This is a genomic window from Bacillus altitudinis (genome assembly GCF_001191605.1).
Taxonomy (GTDB): Bacteria; Bacillota; Bacilli; order Bacillales; family Bacillaceae; genus Bacillus; species Bacillus altitudinis.
In genome coordinates this window covers 1,695,856-1,716,686 of sequence record NZ_CP009108.1, presented here as the reverse complement: position 1 = coordinate 1,716,686, position 20,831 = coordinate 1,695,856, and the positions used below count along the sequence as shown (strand labels likewise).

The window sequence follows — 20,831 nt, the reverse complement described above, 5'->3', positions numbered from 1 at the left end:
TCCTTCCGCCCCATTTACTAGCGTTTGGTTAAATGATAAACGATTGACTCATATGGGCGCAACGTAAATCCCTTGATATCTGCCGGCACATCCTCATAATTGGACAGCAGGACTTGCCCTTCCATTTCATTGACATCCTTTGCAAGCTCATCTGGAAGTGTAAAGTCCGTCTCGCCTGCATAAAAATGGTTGATCACGAGAATCTTCTCATCTTTGCCTTCTCGGACATACGCAAACACCTTTGGATCATCTGCCAGCAATAAAGTAAAGCTTCCATAGGTGATTACATCAAGTTCTTTTCGAAGTCTGCAAAGAGCTTGATAATGATAAAAAATCGACGTCTCATCTTTTAAGGCAGCTTCTACTGAAATGCCGTTTTGAGCTGGTTCAATCCAAGGCGTACCTTTTGAGAACCCCACATTTTTTTCCGCCGTCCATTGCATAGGTGTCCTTGCGTTATCTCTTGATTTGACCTGTAAAATCGCCAAAGCTTCTTCCTTTGTTTTCCCTTTTTCAAGCATGACTTCGTACATATTGAGTGATTCGATATCGCGGTATGACGAAATGTCCTCAAAGCGAGGATTCTTCATCCCAATTTCTTCACCTTGATAAATATAAGGAGTGCCTTGCATCAAATGAATGGTGGTCGCCAGCATCTTCGCTGATTGCTGATGGTACGTGCCATCATCACCGTATCTAGACACGATGCGTGGCTGATCATGGTTGCACCAAAAGAGTGCGTTCCAGCCGCCGCCCTCATGCATTTTCGTCTGCCATTCTGACAGAATTGACTTCAACTCTAGAAAATCAAATGGCGCAATGGCCCATTTTTCACCGTTAGGATAGTCAACTTTTAAATGATGAAAATTAAACGTCATATCCAGCTCCTGCCGATCAGGTCTTGTATACCGAATGCAGTCTGCAATATTCGTTGAAGACATTTCCCCCACGGTCATGCTATCGTATTTCGAAAACACTTCCTGGTTCATTTCATGCAAGAATTCATGAATTCTCGGCCCATCTGTATAGTACATACGTCCATCACCTTGCACTGATTGCCCGGCATCATCTAAAAAGCGTTGATCCTTTGAAATGTTATTGATGACATCCAGTCTGAATCCATCGATCCCTTTTTCAAACCAAAAGTGCATGATGTCATATACTTTCCTGCGTACTTCATCATGTTCCCAGTTGAGGTCTGCCTGGGTAACATCATATAAATGAAGATAATAGTCACCTGTCGCTTCATCTAATTCCCACGCTGGCCCGCCAAACTTTGACTGCCAGTCATTCGGAGGAGAGCCGTCCGCTTTCGGCTCCTTCCAAATATAATAGTCTCGATACGGGTTCTCCTTCGACTCTCGGGAGGCTTGAAACCACTCATGGAAAATCGACGTATGGTTCACAGCGAGATCCATGATGACACGAATCCCTCGTTCATGTGCTTCTTTCAGCATGTGCTCAAAATCGGCCATTGTGCCGTACATGTCATGGATTTTTGTATAATCACTAATATCATAACCGTTGTCATGCTGTGGTGACTCATACATAGGAGTCAGCCAAATACAATCCGCCCCTAGCTCTTTAATATAGTCGAGCTTTTTCGTCACACCATTGATATCACCTGTACCAGAGCCTGTTGTGTCTAAAAAGCTCTTCGGATAGATTTGATAGACCACGGCTTTTTTCCACCACGGTTCGTTTGTTTGTTGATTCAATTTCCTTCACCACCACTAGTTAAGTTCTTGTGATACATCCTTCTTCTTAAGTTTTGCATATAAAAGGGTACCAATGAATGGGACGATCAGCACAATCACCATTCCGATGGCAAATGCCCCCCAATATTTCGGAATGATCGAGAAGATTCCTGGAATGCCTCCAACGCCGACTGAACTTGCCAGTACCCCTTGTGAGGCAATAAACATACCAGCTATCCCTGAACTGATCAGGGCAAAAATAAACGGGAATCTATAGCGCAAGTTCACCCCAAACATCGCCGGTTCAGTAATCCCCAAGTAAGCAGAAATACTTGATGTCAGCGAGAGCCCTTTTTGCTTTTCATCTTTTAAGACAAACATCATCGCAAGTGCCGCTGATCCTTGAGCAATATTAGATAGTGCGAGCATTGGCCATAGGAACGTGCCGTGCAGTTTTGAGTTAATCAGCTGAATATCGACAGCTAGGAACGTATGGTGCATGCCTGTAATGACTAACGCTGCATATAATCCACCATATAAAAGGCCGCCAAGTGCTGCGAATTGCTGGAATACAGTGACGAGTCCAGATGTTAATACGTTTCCGATCGCAAATGTAACGGGACCAATGACGATAAATGATAAAAATCCAATGAGTAGTAATGTAATTGGTGCAACAACTAACAACTGAATACTTTCAGGTGTCCGCTTTGTAATAAATAATTCGAGCTTTGCGAGTAAATAGGAGGCGACAAGTATCGGAAGAACCTGCCCTTGGTAACCTACCTTTTGTACTTCAAGTCCAAACAAATTCCAGACAGGAATGTCACCTGTCTTTTCCGCCGCTCCATATCCCCACGCATTCAACAGATCTGGATGTACAAGCATCAGTCCGAGGACCATCCCTAAAAGTGGATTACCTCCAAACCGCTTGACAGCCGACCAGCCGATTAATGCTGGCAAAAAGGTAAAGGCAGTACCTGCAATCAAGTTGATCATATTTGCTAAATCCGCCCATGCCGGATACACATCCACAATGGATTTTTGATCAAAGAAAATATCAGGAGCTGTTAAAATATTATTAATCCCCATCAATAAACCGGCTGTCACGATAGCTGGAAGGATTGGAATGAAGATATCTGCAAGCGTTTTCACCGCACGCTGAAGTGGGTTTAATTTCTGATCAGAGGCACGCTTGACGTCCTCTTTTGTCGCTTCGCCGATTCCCGTCTGTTTGACCATTTCGGCATAAACCCGATTCACCACTCCTTGACCAATGACCACTTGGTATTGGCCATTCGCTGAGAAAGATCCCTTCACTTCATCAATTTGTTCTAGTGCTTTCTCATCCACCTTAGCTTCATCTTTTAGCACAAAACGAAGTCTTGTCACACAATGTGTGGCTTGATCAATGTTTTCTTTGCCGCCAATGGCTTTCACAATCTGATCTGCCGCTGCCTGATAATCAGCCATGCTATCCCCTCCGAGATCGTTTTTTTATAAGAAAAAAGAATCAAAACTTGTATATACATGTTCACTTCATATTTTATATTTGTATATACATGTAGTCAATAAGAAAATGTAGCGCTTTCATAAAAAAAGCTCCCTCAATGTGCTCAGAGAGGCAGCGTGTCATCATCTTTTTTTATGCTCCGTTAGTTTTTCGTAGACCCTATTCTTATAAAAGGAGGAGGCTGGACGAGCAAACGTTTGGCGCTTGGATGTGAGTTCATCAAGACGTTTTTGTTTTTCCTCACACACGAGAGAGAGTTTTTTTCTTTCTTCTCCATCTATACTCGTTTTCAGTAACTCTTTGACAGTCATTAGTTCTTTTTTCAAAGCTGTTTCTTCCCCGGCAAAGCCTGCATTTTTCATGATTCGATAGCCCATCCTCAGCTCTTCAGGTACATGAGCAGCATCATCCTTTGGCAGAGGTTTCCCAAAGCCTGATAGTCCTTCAAAAGCTCCATTGTCCATCGCCTTTTTGATCCGTTCTTCTGACAATCTCTGCGCAAAATCCATGACACGTCTCCTTTCAAATCGTCTGATATTTGGTTAAGCATAGCAAAAAAGCTGGCTCTCTTCCAAGAGCCAGCTTTCTCATTATTTTTTGTCGATTTTAAAAGTAGATACCATTTGTGCCAAGTCCTCTGACATGTCAGAGAGCTGTTCAATCGCACTTGAAATTTGCTGCATGCCAGCACTTTGCTGTTCTGTTGCTGCCGCTACTTCTTGAGAGCTTGCCGCATGTTCTTCTGACACGACCGAAATTTGTTCAATCGATGTAGAAATTGTTTGATATGCTCGTTCTACCTGCTGAATAGATTGAAGCAAATTGTTCGTTCTGCTTGCAAATTGAGACACTCCATCATAAATACCAGCGAAGTTCTGCGAGGTGCCTTTCATTTGCTCACGGCCTTCTTCCACTGCTTTACTGCTTTCCTCCACGCTTTCAAGGACACGCTGACTATTTTCCTGTGTGCCAATGACTAAGTCTGAGACCGTTTTAGCTGCATCAGCTGACTGTTCAGCTAACTTACGGACTTCATCAGCCACAACAGCAAATCCTTTTCCTTCTTCTCCTACACGTGCGGCTTCAATAGAAGCATTCAGTGCAAGCAGATTCGTTTGCGCTGAAATGTCCGTAATAATGGAGATGACACTTTCAATTTCTGTTGAATGTGATTGCAATTCTTCTGCCGCTTGCTTGGAGCTTGTCATCATGTCGTGTAACATGTTGAGATGTTCAAGCACATGCTGCACCAATTTTTGACCAGATTCTGACTGCTCTTGTACTTCTGATGAAACAGATTTCATTTCATCCACTTCTTTTGTCACGCCTTCGATTTGTGTATCGATTTCCGCAACAGATGTTGTGCAGTCTGTAATGTTTGCGACTGAATCATTGATTCCTTCACTCATATTCGTCATCGCTTCTGACACTTGTTGTGCACTTTGACTAGATTCCGTTGTCACTGTGCGAAGCTGTGAAGACATTTTCGACACTTCACTTGATGAGTTTGAGATCTTTCCAATAAGCTCTTTGATCCGTCCCTGCATTTTCTGGAAGGAAGCCGCTAATTGACCGATCTCATCTTTACTTTGAACTTCTACCATGCCAGTTAAATCACCATCTGCAATTCGATCCGCTGATTCCATTAATGAGCGTGCTGGTTTTGCAATTCTTCTTCCCATGAAGAATGAGAAGAGTAATCCGCCGATGAGCACAATCGCAGATGCTACTGTGATATAAATTGTCAGCTTTTTCGTTGTTGCTGGAACAACAGAGGCATCTAAGTCAATTCCTAAAATCCCCGTGAGTTCACCGCCTGAATCTTTAATTGGTAAAAAGACGGATTTATGAGTCCCATACGAATCAACGTAAATGTCACTTTTGACCATTTTATCTTCAGAAAGAGCTTGTTTCATTTCATCTGAAAAGACATAATCTTGATCAAAATCATTGTCTTCCCCTGTTAGTACGATGATTCTTTCTTTTCCGCCCTTATTTGATAACACGTATAAGTTCTCAAGCGTATGATCTTCTTTCAGCTCTGTGAATTTCTTTTTGATCTCCACATAAATAGGATCATCCTTCCCGCTAATGCTAAGGACATTTCCATCCATATTATCGATTTCTTTTTTCGCTGTATCAATATCTGTTGTTAATCGATAATCAAATTGCTTTAATAATTGCGAAGATAAATCCTGGCTAACTAAATAAAATGTTAGAACGAATAATGCAACGGTTGCGAGTAATGTTACGACAACGACTGACATGATTTTGGAGGATATCGTAAGTCCTCCAAACTTCCTTTGTTTCGCCATTTTTTTCTACATCTCCACTCTCAATTTTAATTTAAGCCTCTACACTTTCAAATTGTCCACAAACAGATGCAATGACATCTTTTAAATAAGATACGATATGAGGGATATGCTCCGGTAACGTATAAGGTGAAATCACAAAAAATTTACTCACACTTAGATAGAATTCTTGACCTTCTTTGGCATTGACTTGTAAAAACTTCGTTGTATCGCCAAAGAACATTTCGTCTCTTTTCTCTCCAAGCTTTTCAAAGAGGATTTTGTTCAAATCATTGTTGCGCTCAATTTCCATAGCAGTTGCTTCTCCAGATATTTCTTCCTTAAAACGAGGAGAGCCGTCTAGGTAAATTCTAAACAATGTAGCCATTCCGACATTGTCATCATTGACGACTTCTGCTTGTGGAATTTCCTGACGAAGTGCTTCTCTAAATGCAAGGTTCACCTCTAAAAATTGACCGAGCAAGCGCTGGTATCCTTCAATTCCAAACGTTAGCAGCACACTTAGCATGCTGATGGAGCTTCCCATTCTTGAGCATTCAAGCGTATAACCGGTATGGTATTCCCCGTATCCTCTATGTCCAACATATGGTGTTTCTTGTTCTTCTAGATCCAAGCGCTTTAAGTCAGCAGCGTTTTTCACTAAGAATAAACTAGATGTGTACGGTGTTTGTCCAAGTTTTTGAAAATCAAAACACATCGTATCAGCAAGAGAAAGATGCTGAAACTTTGCTTTGATTTCTTTTAACATACGAAGAACACCGTCTGAGAATTGCAGCGGGTTTTCAGATACATCATACTCATTAAAGAAAGCAAAGAATCCACCAAGCGCCGAATCTGCATGAATATGCGGCACCTTGAGACCATACTTCTCAGCAATGGCTTCTGCCGTTTCACGCACCCCTTTTACATCATCAATTGCAATGGCATCTGTTGTTCCGGTTGTTGCCACAATATAAACGGGAATTCCGCCATTTTGGGCAACACGTTCCATTTGACAACGCAAATCTTCCATATCCATCGAATGATCTTTATTCGTCTTAATTCTGATTAAGTTGTCTGTGCCAATCCCTGTTGCTTCCATTGACTTAAATAAGCTGTAATGTGCTGCATCAGAACAAAACGCATAAAGATTTTGCGGGACACCTTTTCGTAATGACTCCGGTGCAACTTTCGCAATCGCTAAACGAAGCCCTGAGAAAATAGCCCCTTGACCTCCCCATGTTGTGTAGCCCCCGCTCACATTTGGATCATATCCGATGAGCTTAGACATCATTGAGACCACTCTGACCTCAGCTTCCGCCCCTGCTGGTCCATACACATCCCATAGGTTGTTTCCGTTAACCAGCATAGCCGTCAGCATGCCTAGAATTCCTGGTGTACTTGCCATTGGCAAAATGTTCGTGAAGAAATACTTCGTGTGGTATGGATGATTATGTAAAAGCTTCAGTAATTCTTCATTCACAAGTTCCGCTTGTTGTCCGTTCATCGGAATTTGACTTGTTTCAGTGAGCTTTTTGTAAAAGTCCTCCTCGCGATTCTTTTCACCTTTTAGGTGAGCACGGTTCGGATCCTTCAGGTCATCGACCCCTGAAATGATCTGTTCCATTAATTTAATGAGTTCTTTCCGCTCTTCTGCATTTCCGTCCTCACTCGGAAACCAGTTCTGAACGAGGTTCTGTGCTCGTACAGTCATATACTATCAATCCTTTCAATGGAAGATTTCCTGTCACTGTCTATATCGACCCCGTTTCAAAAGTTTATAGTGTCGAACTGTTCACTTAAGTATATTTAGATAATTTGTTCACCCATCAAAAAGAATAAAACCCTTACAATACACATCAAAACCATTATGTTTGTGAAACAACAATATATATCAATATACTTTCTTGAAGGAATTATTATCCAGACAATTCAGCGGTTTATTCATTCATTTTTTTTACTTAACCTGCATAAACATTAATAAACACTGGAAATACGCCTAAATACACCATTGTAGAAATCAAATTAATTCTTTAGGCTTGTGTCTTTTTACCTGTTTTATTGATATAGCAACAGGAAAAATACAGAATTTTCTGTAATTATTAGGATGAATTTCACAAAAAGTTTTTCGGAGATCGAATATTTTCGATGTCTTCCCATTTCTAGCTCGGACAGGCTGCCTTAGGTGCTCACCGGTTATGACTTTTCTATTTGTGCATTTCATGGTATATTCTAATGGTTCGTTTTCTTTCGTTCCGCCTCTTCCGTTTAACGGAGAAAAGGAGTGTTTAAATGAAAACATTTATTCAAAAAAGGGGCCTCGGCTTCTTTGTAATTGCAGCCATCTTGTTATGGCTCAAGACGTATACAGCTTATTTAATCGAATTTAAACTTGGTATATCAAATGTGCTTCAGCATATTTTGCTTTTTGTGAATCCTATTAGCTCCAGCTTGTTCTTTCTTGGCTTTGCTTTATTGTTCAAGAAAAAATGGCAGCCTGCCGCTATCATTGTGATTCACTTTTTCATGTCTTTTTTACTTTACGCAAACATCGTGTACTATCGATTCTTCAATGACTTTATCACGCTGCCTACAGTGATGCAGGCAGGAACGAATGGCGGACAATTAGGTGATAGTGCATTTTCACTCATGCGTTGGACTGATATGTTTTACTTTCTCGATACCATCATCTTGATCGTACTCGCAGTCCGCATGAAAAGACAGCAGCAAACAAGTACAGCAACTGTACCTGTTCAAAAAACAAAATCGTTTAGACTCGTTCTTGTGTCCTCTGTTCTGATCTTTGTTGTCAACTTAATCGCAGCAGAAATTGATCGCCCAGAGCTTTTATCAAGATCGTTCGACCGCAATTATTTAGTCAAATACTTGGGTGCTTATAATTTTACGGTGTTTGATGCCATTCAAAATGTGAAATCAAACAGCCAGCGTGCCCTGGCAAATTCAAGTGACGTAACAGATGTAGAGAATTATCTAAAGGCGAACAGCGCTGATCCAAACCCGGCTTATTACGGGAAAGCGAAAGGCATGAACGTCATTACGATTTCTCTTGAATCACTGCAAAACTTTGTCATTGATTACAAGGTGAATGGAAAAGAGGTCACTCCTTTCCTCAATTCATTAGCCCATGACAACAAAACGTTTTATTTTGATAACTTCTTCCATCAAACAGGACAAGGAAAGACATCTGATGCGGAATTTATGATGGATACGGGGCTTTTCCCATTATCACAAGGCTCTGTGTTTATTAACAAAGCTCAAAACACATATCAGGCGCTTCCTGGCATTTTGAAAAAGGACCAATACACGTCCGCTGAATTCCACGGAAATACGAAAACGTTCTGGAACCGGAATGAAATGTTTAAGTCCTTTGGATATGACAGATTTTACGATTCTGAGTACTACGATATGAATGAACAAGATACGAAGAACTATGGATTGAAAGACAAACCGTTCTTCAAAGAATCCATGCCAATGCTTGAAAATCTAAAACAGCCGTTTTATTCGAAATTCATTACGCTGTCAAACCACTTCCCATTTGGTATGGATGAAGGTGATACCGATTTTGAACCTGGCGACTTCGGAGACTCCGTCGTTGATAACTACTTCCAATCTGCTCATTATTTAGATGAAGCCATTGAACAGTTCTTTAATGACTTGAAGAAATCCGGTCTCTATGACAATACCGTCGTCATTATGTACGGTGACCATTACGGCATTTCAGAAAACCATAATGAAGCGATGGAAAAAGTGACTGGCGAAAAAATTGGAGACTATGAAAATGCCCAGCTTATGCGTGTGCCGCTCTTTATCCATGTGCCAGGCGTAAAAGGCGGACAGATTCATAAATACTCTGGTGAAGTGGATGTTGCGCCTACCCTTCTCCACCTGCTCGGAGATGATACAAAGAACTATTTAATGTCTGGTTCTGATATCTTATCGAAGAACTTTAAAGAGCTTGTGCCATTTAGAAATGGAGACTTCGTGTCTAAGGACTACACGAAAGTAGGCAACAACTATTACAGCAACAAAACAGGTGAAAAAATCGAGCCGACTGAAAAGGCATCACAAGAAAACGAAACGGTGAAAAAGATGCTAGAGACATCTGATAAGATTGTCACGGAAGATTTACTCCGTTTCTACAAACCTAAAGGCTTTACACCAATTGAGCGAAATGATTATGACTACACAAAGAAAGTACAGGATGAAAAAGATTCCTCTTCCGCCAAAGATGAATCCAGCTCGTCTTCCAAATAACTTTCTCATTTAAAGCCCCAGCCGATCCAAGATCAGCTGGGGCTTTTTACGTTTGATCCGCATGACACCGGGTATAGGTGAAGAAGGAGGGATTATTGATCATGAAAAAAACAGCAGCATTTCTCGTGACCGCTTCACTCGCTTCTTCCACCTTATTTGCTTTCAGCCCGGCGATTTCAGCGCACGCCCTGACCCAAACGCAGGCAGAACAATCCATTCCTCAAGGTCCGAAAGCAGCACTAAACAGCATTTATCAGCTGGCGCATAAAGGACAAATGCCATACTATGCAGAAGGACTCAAAATAGGGGTTCAAACAAAAAAAGACGTACGGCATAAATTAGGACAGCCTTATCCAGCAACAGATCAAAGCGGCTTTGATTTGTATCATGCTGAGATGGGCAACCCTGGATTTGCTTTTCACTATGACAAAAAAGGCAAGATTAACGAAATCCGTTATTTTGGAACAAATGTAGAAAAAGAAACGAATATCGGAGGAATGACTCCTTCCCTATTAAAGAAACAGCTTGGATCAGCAGATTCAGTCAGCACCATCCCGCAAACAAAAGAGAAAAAATACGTTTATCAGACCGGTAATTATGAGCTCGAATTTATCGTCGGACATGATCCAGATATCAGTCAGCACGAGCTGACTGTGGTGCATATTAACCTCATCAAAGCCGGTTCCTAAATAAAAAGCATCCTGAGTTTTCGCTCAGGATGCTTTCTTTTATTAAGATGCCACTTCTAAATGCGGCTTTCTTTTCAGTTTTCTCTTAAGGACTGGACCTGCTACATAATCAAGGCCAAGTTTTCCGGCATTTCCTTTCGCTGCCATAATGAAGACGGCGATTAGAAGAAGAAGCGGGTTAACAGAAACGGTTCCAGCTAGTAAGAAAGAGACATTCATCACGCTTCCAAAAAAGGCTGCTGTTGTTGTGAACAATCCAACAATTAGTCCTAGACCAACTAAGATTTCTCCCCACATGACCATGGCACTGAAGAGTCCGGCATTTGGCAACGCGACATTTTCTAAAAACCAGACATAGAACGGATAAACAAGATGTCCATCTTTCACAACAGGTTCAGCTATGGCAAATTGCAAATATCCTGATGCATCGAATCCGCCTGTTAGTTTTCCAATACCAGATGTCAGCCAAGTCCATCCGATATAAAGTCTTGCTGCCAAAAGGATAACCGCTGCCCATACATTCGTTTGTAAGAATTTTGTAAACATGATGATGCCTCCTTTTAAATTATGTGAAATATTTCACATTTTCTTTATGATCTTATTATACTACTTAATATACATTTGTGATCCTTTTCACATATATATTCACAAATTGTTCATGAATATCTAGTCGAGGTAAACTTTCCCCTTGCTATTGCCGTCTAAGTTATTTCAGACAGTAAAAAGGGGTTACATTTTGTATGAAAACATTATTTCATTTTGCTTATTTACAGGCCATCTCTTGTCTATTTCCTGTCATGATCTTTACGGCGCTTGCCCTATCAAAGGTCGTGTCTATTCCTTTTCTTCATCGATATGATGTTATTCTTCTGCTTTGCCTCATGGCACAGCTTCTCATGCTGATGCTACGGCTTGAGACGCTGACAGAGTTGAAGGTTATTTGTCTCTTTCATGTGATTGGAATAGGCTTAGAAATCTACAAAGTACATATGGGTTCATGGTCCTATCCTGAAGAAGCTTATACGAAAATTTTGGGGGTTCCGCTCTATAGCGGTTTTATGTATGCGAGCGTGGCAAGCTATATTTATCAGGCACTGACTCGGCTTCACGTGAAGGTGAAAGCATGGCCTCAGCCGTACCTTTCGATTGGGATCAGTTTATGTATTTACCTCAATTTCTTTACTCATCACTGGATCTATGATTTACGCTGGTGGCTGACATTACTCCTAGTGGTTGTGTTTCGAAAAACAGCCGTTTCCTTTCAGGTCGGTTCATCGACCTTTCGTATGCCGCTTGTTATCTCGTTTTTGCTGATTGGCTTTTTTATTTGGGTGGCCGAAAATGTCACGACCTTTTTAGGAGCATGGCAATATCCAAATCAGCAGCATGCTTGGTCTCTCGTCCATCTTGGTAAAATCAGTTCATGGTTTTTACTTGTTGTCATCAGCATTGTACTGGTGATCGAACAGCGAAAACAAAAAAACGTTCAGCCCATTTGATCTGGCTGAACGCTTTTTTTAGTCCCGAGCGACTTCCTTGCGAAGATCATCGGCGACAAATTCGACATTTGTTCCAATGATGATTTGTACAGAAGTTTTTCCTGACGTCAGTACCCCTTTGGCACCTGCTTTTTTCAATGTACCTTCATTTAATAAATCTGTATCTTCTACTGTTAAACGAAGACGGGTCGCACAATGGTCAATTGTGGTGATATTGCCTTTGCCGCCTAGTCCCTCTACGAGCATACTTGCTCCGGCAGTATGTGTATCATCCCCTGAAATATCTTCGATGTCATCATCTTCCCTGCCCGGTGTTTTTAGCTTTAACAATTTAATCAGGAAATAGAAAACAACAAAGTAAATCACGCCATAGATGACCCCAACCACAAGTAACAGAATGGGTTTTTGCGCAATTCCAAAACTTAAAACGTAATCAATCGCACCGGCTGAAAAAGCGAAACCGCTATGAATGCCTAAGGTGTTGACAATAAAGAGCGAAAGACCAGTTAATATCGCATGAACACCATATAAAAGTGGAGATAAAAACATAAATGAGAATTCAATTGGTTCTGTGATTCCTGTAATAAATGACGTCAGTGCCATTCCAATCATAAGACCGGCTGTTGCCTTTCGTTTTTCAGGCTTTGCGGTCACAACCATCGCGAGACATGCCGCCGGCAGCCCGAACATCATCACTGGGAAGAAACCAGTCATAAAGACACCTGCACTTGGATCGCCTTTGAAGAACCGCGCTAAATCACCTGTCGCTCCGCTGAATTCACCGAATTGAAACCAAAATAGATTATTCAACACATGATGAAGTCCTAATGGAATGAGCAGGCGGTTAAAGAAGCCAAACAGCCCGGCACCCGTTGCTCCAAGACTTAAAATCCACTCCCCTAAATCATTGATCACACTTTGAATTGGAGGCCATACATATCCAAAAACGGCTGCTAATAGAATGGTAAAAAGTGCTGTCATAATTGGCACAAGCCGTCTTCCACTAAAGAAACCTAAGTATTCCGGCAGTTTCGTGTCCTTAAATTTATTGTAAACGTAACCTGCCAAAAGTCCGCACAAAATACCACCCAATACCCCCATATTGTTGGTCGAATTGATCGACGTGGTACCAGCTGACAAAATAAAATAAGAGATCGCTCCAGATAACGCCGCTGCCCCGTTACCGTCCTTTGAAATACCAATCGCTACACCCATAGCAAAAATTAAAGCCAAATTCGCAAAAATTGCATTTCCTGCCGCATGAATAAACGGGATGTTGAATACATCTTCTCGCCCAATAGCCAAAATGATACCCGCTGCAGGAAGCACAGCGATTGGAAGCATAAATGATTTTCCTAACTTTTGAAAAAACTGAAACACCATCTTATTTCTCCCCCCTTCGTCATCATCATGAACAAATCTCTCATGATGTTCATAAAAAATATATCATATGCACATCTAGTTATCTATACCAATTTGTCCACATCTCACCCAAATCTCAGCCTTTACTCTTTTGGCGTAAAATGTGGTAAGCTATTGAATAGAATGAAGTTATAGAAAGCGGGAATGAACAGTGATTGTCAAACATGATCATGAGTTAGAAGCCTTAAAAAAAGTCGGCCGAATTGTCGCTTTGGCAAGAGAAGAAATGAAAAGCCAAGCGAAACCAGGCATGTCTACAAAAGAATTAGATTTGATAGGGAAAAAAATATTAGAAGAACATGGAGCCAATTCAGCTCCTGAAAAAGAATATGATTTCCCCGGTACGACTTGTATCAGTGTCAATGATGAAGTCGCACATGGCATTCCAAGTGAAAAAACCATTTTACAAGAGGGCGACCTCATTAATATTGATATCTCAGCAGAGCTTGATGGATATTATTCCGATACTGGGATTTCATTCGTTTTAGGTACAGGAGATGCTCGTCTTGAAGCATTATGCCAGTGTGCAGAGGATGCATTCCTTGAAGGATTAAAGCATGCGAAAGCCGGAAAAAGACAAAATCAAATTGGCCGTGCGGTCTACAATACGGCGAAAGAACAAGGATTTACCGTCATTAAGAACTTGACAGGACACGGCATTGGGAAAAGCCTGCATGAAGCACCTAACCATATTTTGAACTACTATGATCCATTCGATAATGCTTTGTTTAAGAATGGGACAGTCATCGCCTTTGAACCTTTCATTTCAACAAATGCTGAGTCGATTTATCAAGCGGATGACGGCTGGACATTTAAAACACCTGATAAGAGTCTGGTCGCACAGATTGAACATACGATTGTGATCACAAAAGACGAACCGATTATTTTAACAAAGCTGTAAGCAAGCGGGTCCCCTCCTTCACTGGAGGGGATTTTAGCGTGTAGACAAACCCTCGCATTCGGTGTCAGTCCTGCGCGCCAGTACTCGTCCTTCCTAGACTTCAAAGGTTTTCTATCACGCTGAAGAGAAGACAAAGGGCTAAAATCAAGTTCATTTTAGCCCTTTCTCAACAATCTGCAATCCCTTTCACGAATCTGTCACGACTAAACAAAAATGCCTGTGGTAAAATAGGCAAAGATATGCGAAAGGGGTCTTATTTGATATGTGGTTCATCATCATCGGTGTTATCTTCTTTATTGAAAGTATTATTTTAACGGTTGTAGGTATTAAGAAAAAACAATCCATGATGACCTACCTCGGTATTGTCATCATGATTATGACAGTGGGCATGATCATCGTTACCCTCAACCCGCCAAATTCATAAATAATTATTTCCAGCATATACATGGATCATAGGCAGATAGAATCAGTTTTCATTTCTAAACACCTGCACACTTTTCACGTCCTTTTTTGAGATGTTACAATGCAGGCAGTTTCCATTGAAAGGAGTTTTCTATCATGCATTATGGTAGCAAAGGCTGGTATGTCGAAGAATTAAAGAAGCTTGGTGTGACCAAGCATGAAGGAAGAAAGCTTCAAAGCTTTAAAACTTATTTCCTTGCAAATCTTCTTGAGCAAAAGAAAACGAGCTCTTAAATGTTGAAAAGCCGTACATCCATAGCAGATGTACGGCTTTTTTATATGGGCTGAACACGTTTTTCTAAAGATTTTCTGACCACATCTGCTAAGGCATCTACTTCAAGAACTGCTTTCAGCCTGTTTTGATCTACTTGACGGTATTTGACTTCATTGACTTCGTGGACTGTGATGGGATGGGGCGCTTTTTCGACTAACACAAGAGCTTCATCAGGAGAGACCATTCCTTCTTTCAGCACACGCAAATAAAAACCGGTATATCCCGTTTGCTGCACTTCCTTTACAAGCTTCATGTTTCCATGCTTAAGAGAGAGCTTCACACATGGCTGTCTTGGCTGGCTGACCTCAACTAGCGCATCCCCAAGCTGAAATACATCTCCAATACGAACTTCTGTCTCTACAAGCTGATGCACGGTCACGTTTTCACCGAAGGCTGCCTCCTGTAACGGCACCCCTAAAAATTGCTCAAAATAAGTATAGTGATCATATGGAAAGACGCAAACGGCTTTATCATCACCTCCGTGATGGACCAAATCACCTTGTCCATCTCCATCAAAATTGAGCTTACTCAAATAAACAGGCTCGTGAATACGCTTTTTGTTGATGGCTGTTTTGATTTCTTTTCCATTCACATAGGTGGTGATAGGTTGTCCTACTTGAATTCCTTCGATGTCGTACCTTGTCTGCCCCACTCTCGCCATCTCCTTTGATTGTCTGATTGCTTTTATTTTACATGGTTTGACAGTCAAATCATAGTCGGTACGTGAAGGAACGAGACAGGTTATGGTACGATGAGAAAAAAGGAGAGATGACATTGGTTCATTATCACGCTATTGTAAAAGGACGAGTTCAAGGAGTCGGTTTTCGTTATTTTGTTCAAGGAGAAGCCGTCAATCGAGGGATAAAAGGCTGGGTACGCAACACAGATGAGGGTCACGTGGAGTTAAAAGTAGAAGGAGAGCAGCAGGAGGTGTTTGACTTTTTAGAGACCGTCCGTAAAGGTAGTCCTTTTTCAAAAGTCACACATTTGGACATGGAGCCGCTCACCAAGTTCGCCCATTATCAAGACTTTCGGATTAAAGGATAGTTGATGTGTGTCCTTTATTTCACAACAGTAAATGGGTTTGCAACATAATAACCAATCAAGGTTGTACGTGAAGCATCTTTGTAGAGACTCACATGAACATCATAATTGGCTGATCCACTGTTAGGAAGTAATAAACGAGTAGGTGCTGCGAAAGCGTTTTGTCCAGAGATAGACCCTTCGTGTGTAAAGACTGGTGTCACTGGGAAAGTAAGTTTTCGAATAGCAGCTGTATAATAAAGTGTTTCATTTGTTGTTGCGGTCATGTTGACGTTGACCTGAGGATGAAGCGAAGTATAAGTTGAACGATCGGTTGTCACCTTTAAAACGATGTCATTCTGAACCATTGCTCCAGTCGTTGCTTTAGCTCTTTCATCACCTAGTGGTAGAAATCCGTTGAAACTGAATACAGCCAAAAATATGAGCAACGTCATTTTTTTCATCTATATTCCCCCTTTTTGATTTCACCGCCATTAAACCATCATTTTCCAAATCAAACAACATTCCAAAGACTCATTTCATACAAAAAAACCTAGCTTTTCGCTAGGCTCTTTCCGTCCCGTGGTATGGTTTTTCCTGATAAAAATAATTCGGTTTCACGATCGTATTGTCATAGTGACGATGGAAGATATGCGTAGCAGCTGGTGATACTGGCGGAATCAGCCATGTCCAATCACCAGTCAGCTTACGGTCAGCCTTTTCCTCCTGTTTTTCAAATTGTTTGAACTGATGGGCAGCTGTATGATGATCCACAATGGTCACCCCTGCCTCGCGATAAGAGTGCAGAACCGCGACATTCAATTCGACAATGGCTTTGTCTTTCCAAAGTGACGAATTTTTTGTTGTATCGAGCCCTAAAATAGAAGCGACTTTTTTCAACATATTGTAGCGGTTTTCGTCAGCTAGATTACGTGCGCCAATTTCTGTTCCCATATACCATCCATTAAACGGTGCCGCATTGTAATGAATGCCACCAATTTCTAATTTCATATCAGCAATAATCGGAACAGCATACCATTTCAGTCCTAAATCACCGAACCCATCATATTCAGGATGAGTGATCTCTACCTCTTGAACGATCTCTTTCGGAAGATCATACAGAACCGGCGGCTGATCTTTTAGCTGAAACATCAGTGGCAGAAGGTCAAAATGCGTGCCTTCGCCTTTCCAGCCATGCGCTTCACACAACTTGGTTAATTCAAGTGATGCCTCGTCCCCAATGATGCCATATTCCGACTCATATCCCGCATAACGAACGAGCTGATGATTATAAATAACGACTTCCTTCCGTCCCTTATTCTCTGGTGGGAAGATGGTAATGGACGGTTTGATTTTACCCCCATTTGTCGCATACTCAATATGATGAAAGAGTGCCTCTTTCACCTCATCTTCTGTTGTCACGTGCCGGCAGTCATGCACATGCAGTGTTGACCAAAACAAGCGCCCAATGCACCGGTTGCTGTTGCGCCATGCCATTTTTGCCCCGTGAGCTAATTCTTCCTGCGTATGAGTATACATGCCGTCAGACTCAATTTCTTGTTTTATTTCATGCAGACGTGCTGCTTTTTCTTCATTTGATTTGCCTAATTCTTCATAGCATACAGAAATAAAAGCTTCTGCTTCATTCCACAACGCTTCTTGGTTACTCAAACATACTCGCCTCACTTTAATACGAATATATCCATTGTAGCGGTTTCTATTGATAAATTCACTTGTTTCAAACCATTTTTTATCATATCGTGCGACGATTGTCCTTAGACAATGGATGAATCAATGACTTCAAGGGTCTTTTGGAGCCAGCGAACATACCCTTTTTCCCTTTCAATTGCTCTTGTCAGTACTAAATAATGCCCGAATTGTGTTGAATGCAGTGATTGGGCAGATGGATCTTCTTCTGTTAAAACGTTCAGTTTCTGTTCAAGCATCTCTACTTTCTTTGTTCGCTCCAGCAGCTGATGTGCGAACAGACCGGCCGCTTCTTTTTGATCCATAGATGAGATAAAGAACGTTTTTAACATAAATTCATCTTTTGTTGTGTCTGGAATCGGGCCTTTTTCCCTTAACCATTCATGCAGTTCTCTTTTTCCTGCATCAGTGATTTGATAAACCTTCTTCTCTAGCTTCTTTCCTTGTATGTGAATATCAAATTCAATAAAACCCTCTTCTGTTAGCCGCTTTAATTCAGGGTATATTTGACTATGCTTCGCACTCCAAAACTGTCCAAGGGAATCTTCAAAGTGTTTCTTCATATCGTATCCCGTCAGCTCACGCTGATCTAGTAAGCCAAGAATGGCATATTTCAGTACTCTCATGACATGCCTCCAACGCATATTCTTTGACAATAGTATACCATACACCCTAAAATAAACATGTAAATCATGACATGTTTGAAACAACATCATTTTAATTGAAAGAAGGAATAAACATGGATCAATTCGTTGGACTTCATATGATTTATACGTATGAAAATGGCTGGGAATATGAGATTTACATTAAAAATGATCACACCATTGATTACCGCATTCATAGCGGAATGGTTGGAGGCCGCTGGGTTCGTGATCAAGAAGTGAATATTGTGAAGCTGACAAAAGGGGTATACAAAGTTTCCTGGACGGAACCGACTGGGACAGACGTGTCTTTAAACTTTATGCCTGAGGAGAAACGCATGCATGGGGTCATTTTCTTCCCAAAATGGGTGCATGAACGTCCAGATATCACCGTTTGCTATCAAAATGACTATATCGACCTCATGAAAGAATCCCGTGAAAAATATGAAACCTATCCGAAGTATGTCGTACCAGAATTCGCAGACATTACGTACATCCACCATGCTGGGGTAAACGATGAAACGATTATCGCAGAAGCACCGTATGAAGGCATGACCGATGAGATCAGAGCTGGACGAAAATAGAAAAAGCGGCACGCACTGTGCCGCTTCTAGGGTGATTGACAAAGGACTAAAATGAACTTGATTTTAGTCCTTTTTATTTCATACCTAACGTCTTTTGAGATAACAAGAATCGGTAAACTGGTAGTTCATCGCCTACTTTTGATGCAATAAAACCTGATGACATATAACTGTCTTTTGATTCTGGTTCAAGGGCAAGTGACAACAAATTGGTCTCTGGCTGTGCCGTCACATATACCTTTGTTCCTTTTGGCAGTTGACGTTTCTTTTCAACGAGTCTCGTTTCAAGCTGAATATCTGTTTTGCTTGTTTCCACTCGTTTTGTTACCTGATAGGCTTGTACAGGTACTTTCATGCCAACAGGAAGTGTCACACTTTTTAACCCTAAAGTTCTGAGCTTTCTATCTACTCCTTCATGTCCTGGGAGAATAAGATAAGCTGTCGGCCGTTCTCTTGTCAATACAGGAACCGCATCACTTGCACTATGAAAACGTACCGGGACATTGGTGGTTTGTCCTTTCTCAATATCCACCATTTCAAGTGAATCGTTCACAGGCGCCTTGAAAGCATCTTGAATGACCACTTGATCATCATCGTTTGATTGAAGACCTTTTTTCACAAGTTTCAGCCGCTCCGTCACCATTTGCTGCTTCACCTGCTTAGCATGCTTCACCGTTGTCTCAATGATTTTTTCATGAGTGGTAACTTGTGCTGCCACGCGCCGGGTAAAGTCCTCTCTGCCAATTCCAATCCCCCTACTTTCTACAAGAAAGGATAAAGCTGGTGAAAGCGCTAGGGCATTTCGGCCAATTCGTGCATCAGTTCCGCCTTCATAAAGATCGATTTTTCCGTCCTTCCCTCTTGTGTTTGTATAATATAAATCGTTGGAAAATCCCTTATTCGTCAATGCTTCACGCACTCCGTTGACGTACAATTCATTTGACGTTAATCGAATGCTTTCAGGAATGTTCAAATTCTTACCGGATAATATCAGCAAATCGTGATACTTGAGAGCACCTGATGCACCGATGTCTTCAAACTGCTTTTGACCGACATCATATTCATGGGCATCGATGACGACCTCGGGCGCAAAGCGATTAAATTCTTGATGAAGGGCTGTCAGCTCTGGAGATTCTAGTGTCATGTGGTCACGGTTGCCATCCATTCCGTTTGCAAGCCTGCGGTCAAATGCATAAGAACCATCTGGATTGATTCTTGGAACAATGATGACGTTGACATAGCTCAGTATACGCTCTCCTTCATCACCTGCTAGTCGTTTGGCGATGACAAGGGCAGATTCACCGGAGGCTGGTTCATTTCCGTGTATTTGTGCTTGAAGCCAGATCGTTGGCTTTTTTGACAGTGGAGAGATGTGGCGGTCCTTTGTAAAATAGAGGGCTGGAATGGACCTGCCTTCAATGGATGTTCCAATCTGTTTCTGCGTGGCGTAAGGACTTTTACTGACAATGTCACGTAAAAAATCTTGAAGCTCTTCTTGTGTGGTAAATGCTTCTCCTTTTTTCTGAAAGGCAGGGGTATCAAACGTTTCGTCAGGCTCAGGATACAGTTTTTGAACCGAGGCTGGCTGCTTATAGCTTTTTCCATAATAAGGGGTCTCTGCATTCGCTGAAGCTGGGGTCACCATCGACAAACTTCCTGCCATGAGGCATACAGCAGCAAAAAGAAATGTGCTTTTCTGTTTGGACATGCTATCCTCTCCCTTCGTTGATTTGCATTATAAAGAAAAAAACAGCAAAAGTGTCAGCATTTTTCAAAAATATATCTTTTGGAGGAATCATGCATGTCTTTATATAGGGCAAATGAATGGAGCTTGCCCTGCAATAGGACCTAAAAAAGAG

20 protein-coding genes are annotated in these 20,831 nt (G+C 41.4%); 8 read left to right on the top strand and 12 right to left on the bottom strand.

The window, feature by feature from the left end; translation table 11 throughout:
* Window positions 1–17: 17 nt before the first annotated feature.
* From treC to ID12_RS08550, 5 genes are all read right to left on the bottom strand, one after another.
* Window positions 18–1,718, bottom strand: a complete 1,701-nt coding sequence (treC, locus tag ID12_RS08570) for an alpha,alpha-phosphotrehalase (protein ID WP_046527354.1) — start codon at window positions 1,716–1,718, stop codon at window positions 18–20.
* A 15-nt stretch (window positions 1,719–1,733) separates the two neighbouring features.
* Window positions 1,734–3,167, bottom strand: coding sequence for a PTS system trehalose-specific EIIBC component (treP, locus tag ID12_RS08565; protein WP_035703666.1), 1,434 nt, complete (start codon window positions 3,165–3,167; stop codon window positions 1,734–1,736).
* A 162-nt stretch (window positions 3,168–3,329) separates the two neighbouring features.
* On the bottom strand, window positions 3,330–3,716 hold the full coding sequence (locus ID12_RS08560) for a DnaJ family domain-containing protein (protein ID WP_019743529.1): 387 nt from the start codon (window positions 3,714–3,716) through the stop codon (window positions 3,330–3,332).
* Window positions 3,717–3,797: 81 nt separating this feature from the next.
* Entirely contained in the window at window positions 3,798–5,522 is a 1,725-nt protein-coding gene (locus ID12_RS08555; RefSeq protein WP_050827056.1) for a methyl-accepting chemotaxis protein, read from the bottom strand.
* Window positions 5,523–5,553: 31 nt separating this feature from the next.
* Window positions 5,554–7,212, bottom strand: coding sequence for a pyridoxal phosphate-dependent decarboxylase family protein (locus ID12_RS08550; RefSeq protein ID WP_007496575.1), 1,659 nt, complete (start codon window positions 7,210–7,212; stop codon window positions 5,554–5,556).
* Window positions 7,213–7,790: 578 nt separating this feature from the next.
* Between ID12_RS08550 and ltaS the strand changes: the two genes are divergently transcribed.
* Complete coding sequence (ltaS, locus tag ID12_RS08545) at window positions 7,791–9,773, top strand: lipoteichoic acid synthase (protein WP_017358781.1); 1,983 nt, start codon at window positions 7,791–7,793, stop codon at window positions 9,771–9,773.
* Between the two features lie 101 nt (window positions 9,774–9,874).
* On the top strand, window positions 9,875–10,462 hold the full coding sequence (locus tag ID12_RS08540; protein WP_050827677.1) for a YjgB family protein: 588 nt from the start codon (window positions 9,875–9,877) through the stop codon (window positions 10,460–10,462).
* 42 nt (window positions 10,463–10,504) lie between these two features.
* Here ID12_RS08540 and ID12_RS08535 read toward each other — a convergent pair whose 3' ends face one another.
* The gene (locus tag ID12_RS08535; RefSeq protein ID WP_007496570.1) at window positions 10,505–11,008 is read right to left on the bottom strand and encodes a DoxX family protein; all 504 of its coding nucleotides are present in this window, start codon (window positions 11,006–11,008) and stop codon (window positions 10,505–10,507) included.
* A gap of 194 nt (window positions 11,009–11,202) precedes the next feature.
* Between ID12_RS08535 and ID12_RS08530 the strand changes: the two genes are divergently transcribed.
* Window positions 11,203–11,961, top strand: coding sequence for a DUF817 domain-containing protein (locus ID12_RS08530; protein ID WP_050827055.1), 759 nt, complete (start codon window positions 11,203–11,205; stop codon window positions 11,959–11,961).
* 18 nt (window positions 11,962–11,979) lie between these two features.
* Here the strand turns inward: ID12_RS08530 and nagE are convergent, their stop codons facing one another.
* Window positions 11,980–13,344: an N-acetylglucosamine-specific PTS transporter subunit IIBC gene (nagE, locus tag ID12_RS08525; RefSeq protein WP_050827054.1), complete on the bottom strand. Its 1,365-nt coding sequence runs from the start codon at window positions 13,342–13,344 to the stop codon at window positions 11,980–11,982.
* A gap of 190 nt (window positions 13,345–13,534) precedes the next feature.
* Here nagE and map point away from each other — a divergent pair, with 190 nt between their 5' ends.
* From map to ID12_RS18860, 3 genes are all read left to right on the top strand, one after another.
* On the top strand, window positions 13,535–14,284 hold the full coding sequence (map, locus tag ID12_RS08520; protein ID WP_008341769.1) for a type I methionyl aminopeptidase: 750 nt from the start codon (window positions 13,535–13,537) through the stop codon (window positions 14,282–14,284).
* A 262-nt stretch (window positions 14,285–14,546) separates the two neighbouring features.
* Window positions 14,547–14,708 (top strand): hypothetical protein, encoded by a 162-nt coding sequence (locus ID12_RS19350; RefSeq protein ID WP_008341770.1) that lies wholly within the window; start codon window positions 14,547–14,549, stop codon window positions 14,706–14,708.
* Between the two features lie 134 nt (window positions 14,709–14,842).
* A complete protein-coding gene (locus ID12_RS18860) occupies window positions 14,843–14,980 on the top strand; it encodes a YflJ family protein (protein ID WP_008341771.1) in 138 nt (45 codons plus the stop codon).
* Between the two features lie 41 nt (window positions 14,981–15,021).
* Here ID12_RS18860 and ID12_RS08515 read toward each other — a convergent pair whose 3' ends face one another.
* Window positions 15,022–15,672, bottom strand: a complete 651-nt coding sequence (locus tag ID12_RS08515) for an MOSC domain-containing protein (RefSeq protein ID WP_046342941.1) — start codon at window positions 15,670–15,672, stop codon at window positions 15,022–15,024.
* Window positions 15,673–15,794: 122 nt separating this feature from the next.
* On the opposite strand from ID12_RS08515, the gene ID12_RS08510 reads away from it, so the two are divergent.
* On the top strand, window positions 15,795–16,067 hold the full coding sequence (locus ID12_RS08510; RefSeq protein WP_035391366.1) for an acylphosphatase: 273 nt from the start codon (window positions 15,795–15,797) through the stop codon (window positions 16,065–16,067).
* 14 nt (window positions 16,068–16,081) lie between these two features.
* On the opposite strand, the gene ID12_RS08505 is transcribed toward ID12_RS08510, so the two are convergent.
* The 3 genes from ID12_RS08505 to ID12_RS08495 all read right to left on the bottom strand — a co-directional run bounded on the left by ID12_RS08505 (window position 16,082) and on the right by ID12_RS08495 (window position 18,376).
* On the bottom strand, window positions 16,082–16,507 hold the full coding sequence (locus ID12_RS08505; RefSeq protein ID WP_041090675.1) for a hypothetical protein: 426 nt from the start codon (window positions 16,505–16,507) through the stop codon (window positions 16,082–16,084).
* 100 nt (window positions 16,508–16,607) lie between these two features.
* The gene (locus ID12_RS08500; protein ID WP_007496564.1) at window positions 16,608–17,714 is read right to left on the bottom strand and encodes a nitric oxide synthase oxygenase; all 1,107 of its coding nucleotides are present in this window, start codon (window positions 17,712–17,714) and stop codon (window positions 16,608–16,610) included.
* Between the two features lie 104 nt (window positions 17,715–17,818).
* Window positions 17,819–18,376 carry a PadR family transcriptional regulator gene (locus ID12_RS08495; RefSeq protein ID WP_050827053.1) on the bottom strand — a complete coding sequence of 186 codons (558 nt, stop codon included), beginning with the start codon at window positions 18,374–18,376 and terminating at the stop codon, window positions 17,819–17,821.
* A gap of 113 nt (window positions 18,377–18,489) precedes the next feature.
* On the opposite strand from ID12_RS08495, the gene ID12_RS08490 reads away from it, so the two are divergent.
* Entirely contained in the window at window positions 18,490–18,975 is a 486-nt protein-coding gene (locus tag ID12_RS08490; protein ID WP_008341777.1) for a phenolic acid decarboxylase, read from the top strand.
* A 73-nt stretch (window positions 18,976–19,048) separates the two neighbouring features.
* Here the strand turns inward: ID12_RS08490 and ID12_RS08485 are convergent, their stop codons facing one another.
* Entirely contained in the window at window positions 19,049–20,680 is a 1,632-nt protein-coding gene (locus tag ID12_RS08485) for a M14 family metallopeptidase (protein WP_050827052.1), read from the bottom strand.
* Between the last annotated feature and the right edge of the window lie 151 nt (window positions 20,681–20,831).

Bases quoted from the DNA above. Each gene is read 5' to 3' on its own strand.
- treP (WP_035703666.1), bottom strand. From the start codon at position 3,167: ATGGCTGATTATCAGGCAGCGGCAGATCAGATTGTGAAAGCCATTGGC.
- ID12_RS08560 (WP_019743529.1), bottom strand. From the start codon at position 3,716: ATGGATTTTGCGCAGAGATTGTCAGAAGAACGGATCAAAAAGGCGATG.
- ID12_RS08555 (WP_050827056.1), bottom strand. From the start codon at position 5,522: ATGGCGAAACAAAGGAAGTTTGGAGGACTTACGATATCCTCCAAAATC.
- ID12_RS08550 (WP_007496575.1), bottom strand. From the start codon at position 7,212: ATGACTGTACGAGCACAGAACCTCGTTCAGAACTGGTTTCCGAGTGAG.
- ltaS (WP_017358781.1), top strand. From the start codon at position 7,791: ATGAAAACATTTATTCAAAAAAGGGGCCTCGGCTTCTTTGTAATTGCA.
- ID12_RS08540 (WP_050827677.1), top strand. From the start codon at position 9,875: ATGAAAAAAACAGCAGCATTTCTCGTGACCGCTTCACTCGCTTCTTCC.
- ID12_RS08535 (WP_007496570.1), bottom strand. From the start codon at position 11,008: ATGTTTACAAAATTCTTACAAACGAATGTATGGGCAGCGGTTATCCTT.
- ID12_RS08530 (WP_050827055.1), top strand. From the start codon at position 11,203: ATGAAAACATTATTTCATTTTGCTTATTTACAGGCCATCTCTTGTCTA.
- nagE (WP_050827054.1), bottom strand. From the start codon at position 13,344: ATGGTGTTTCAGTTTTTTCAAAAGTTAGGAAAATCATTTATGCTTCCA.
- ID12_RS19350 (WP_008341770.1), top strand. From the start codon at position 14,547: ATGTGGTTCATCATCATCGGTGTTATCTTCTTTATTGAAAGTATTATT.
- ID12_RS18860 (WP_008341771.1), top strand. From the start codon at position 14,843: ATGCATTATGGTAGCAAAGGCTGGTATGTCGAAGAATTAAAGAAGCTT.
- ID12_RS08505 (WP_041090675.1), bottom strand. From the start codon at position 16,507: ATGAAAAAAATGACGTTGCTCATATTTTTGGCTGTATTCAGTTTCAAC.
- ID12_RS08495 (WP_050827053.1), bottom strand. From the start codon at position 18,376: ATGAGAGTACTGAAATATGCCATTCTTGGCTTACTAGATCAGCGTGAG.
- ID12_RS08490 (WP_008341777.1), top strand. From the start codon at position 18,490: ATGGATCAATTCGTTGGACTTCATATGATTTATACGTATGAAAATGGC.
- ID12_RS08485 (WP_050827052.1), bottom strand. From the start codon at position 20,680: ATGTCCAAACAGAAAAGCACATTTCTTTTTGCTGCTGTATGCCTCATG.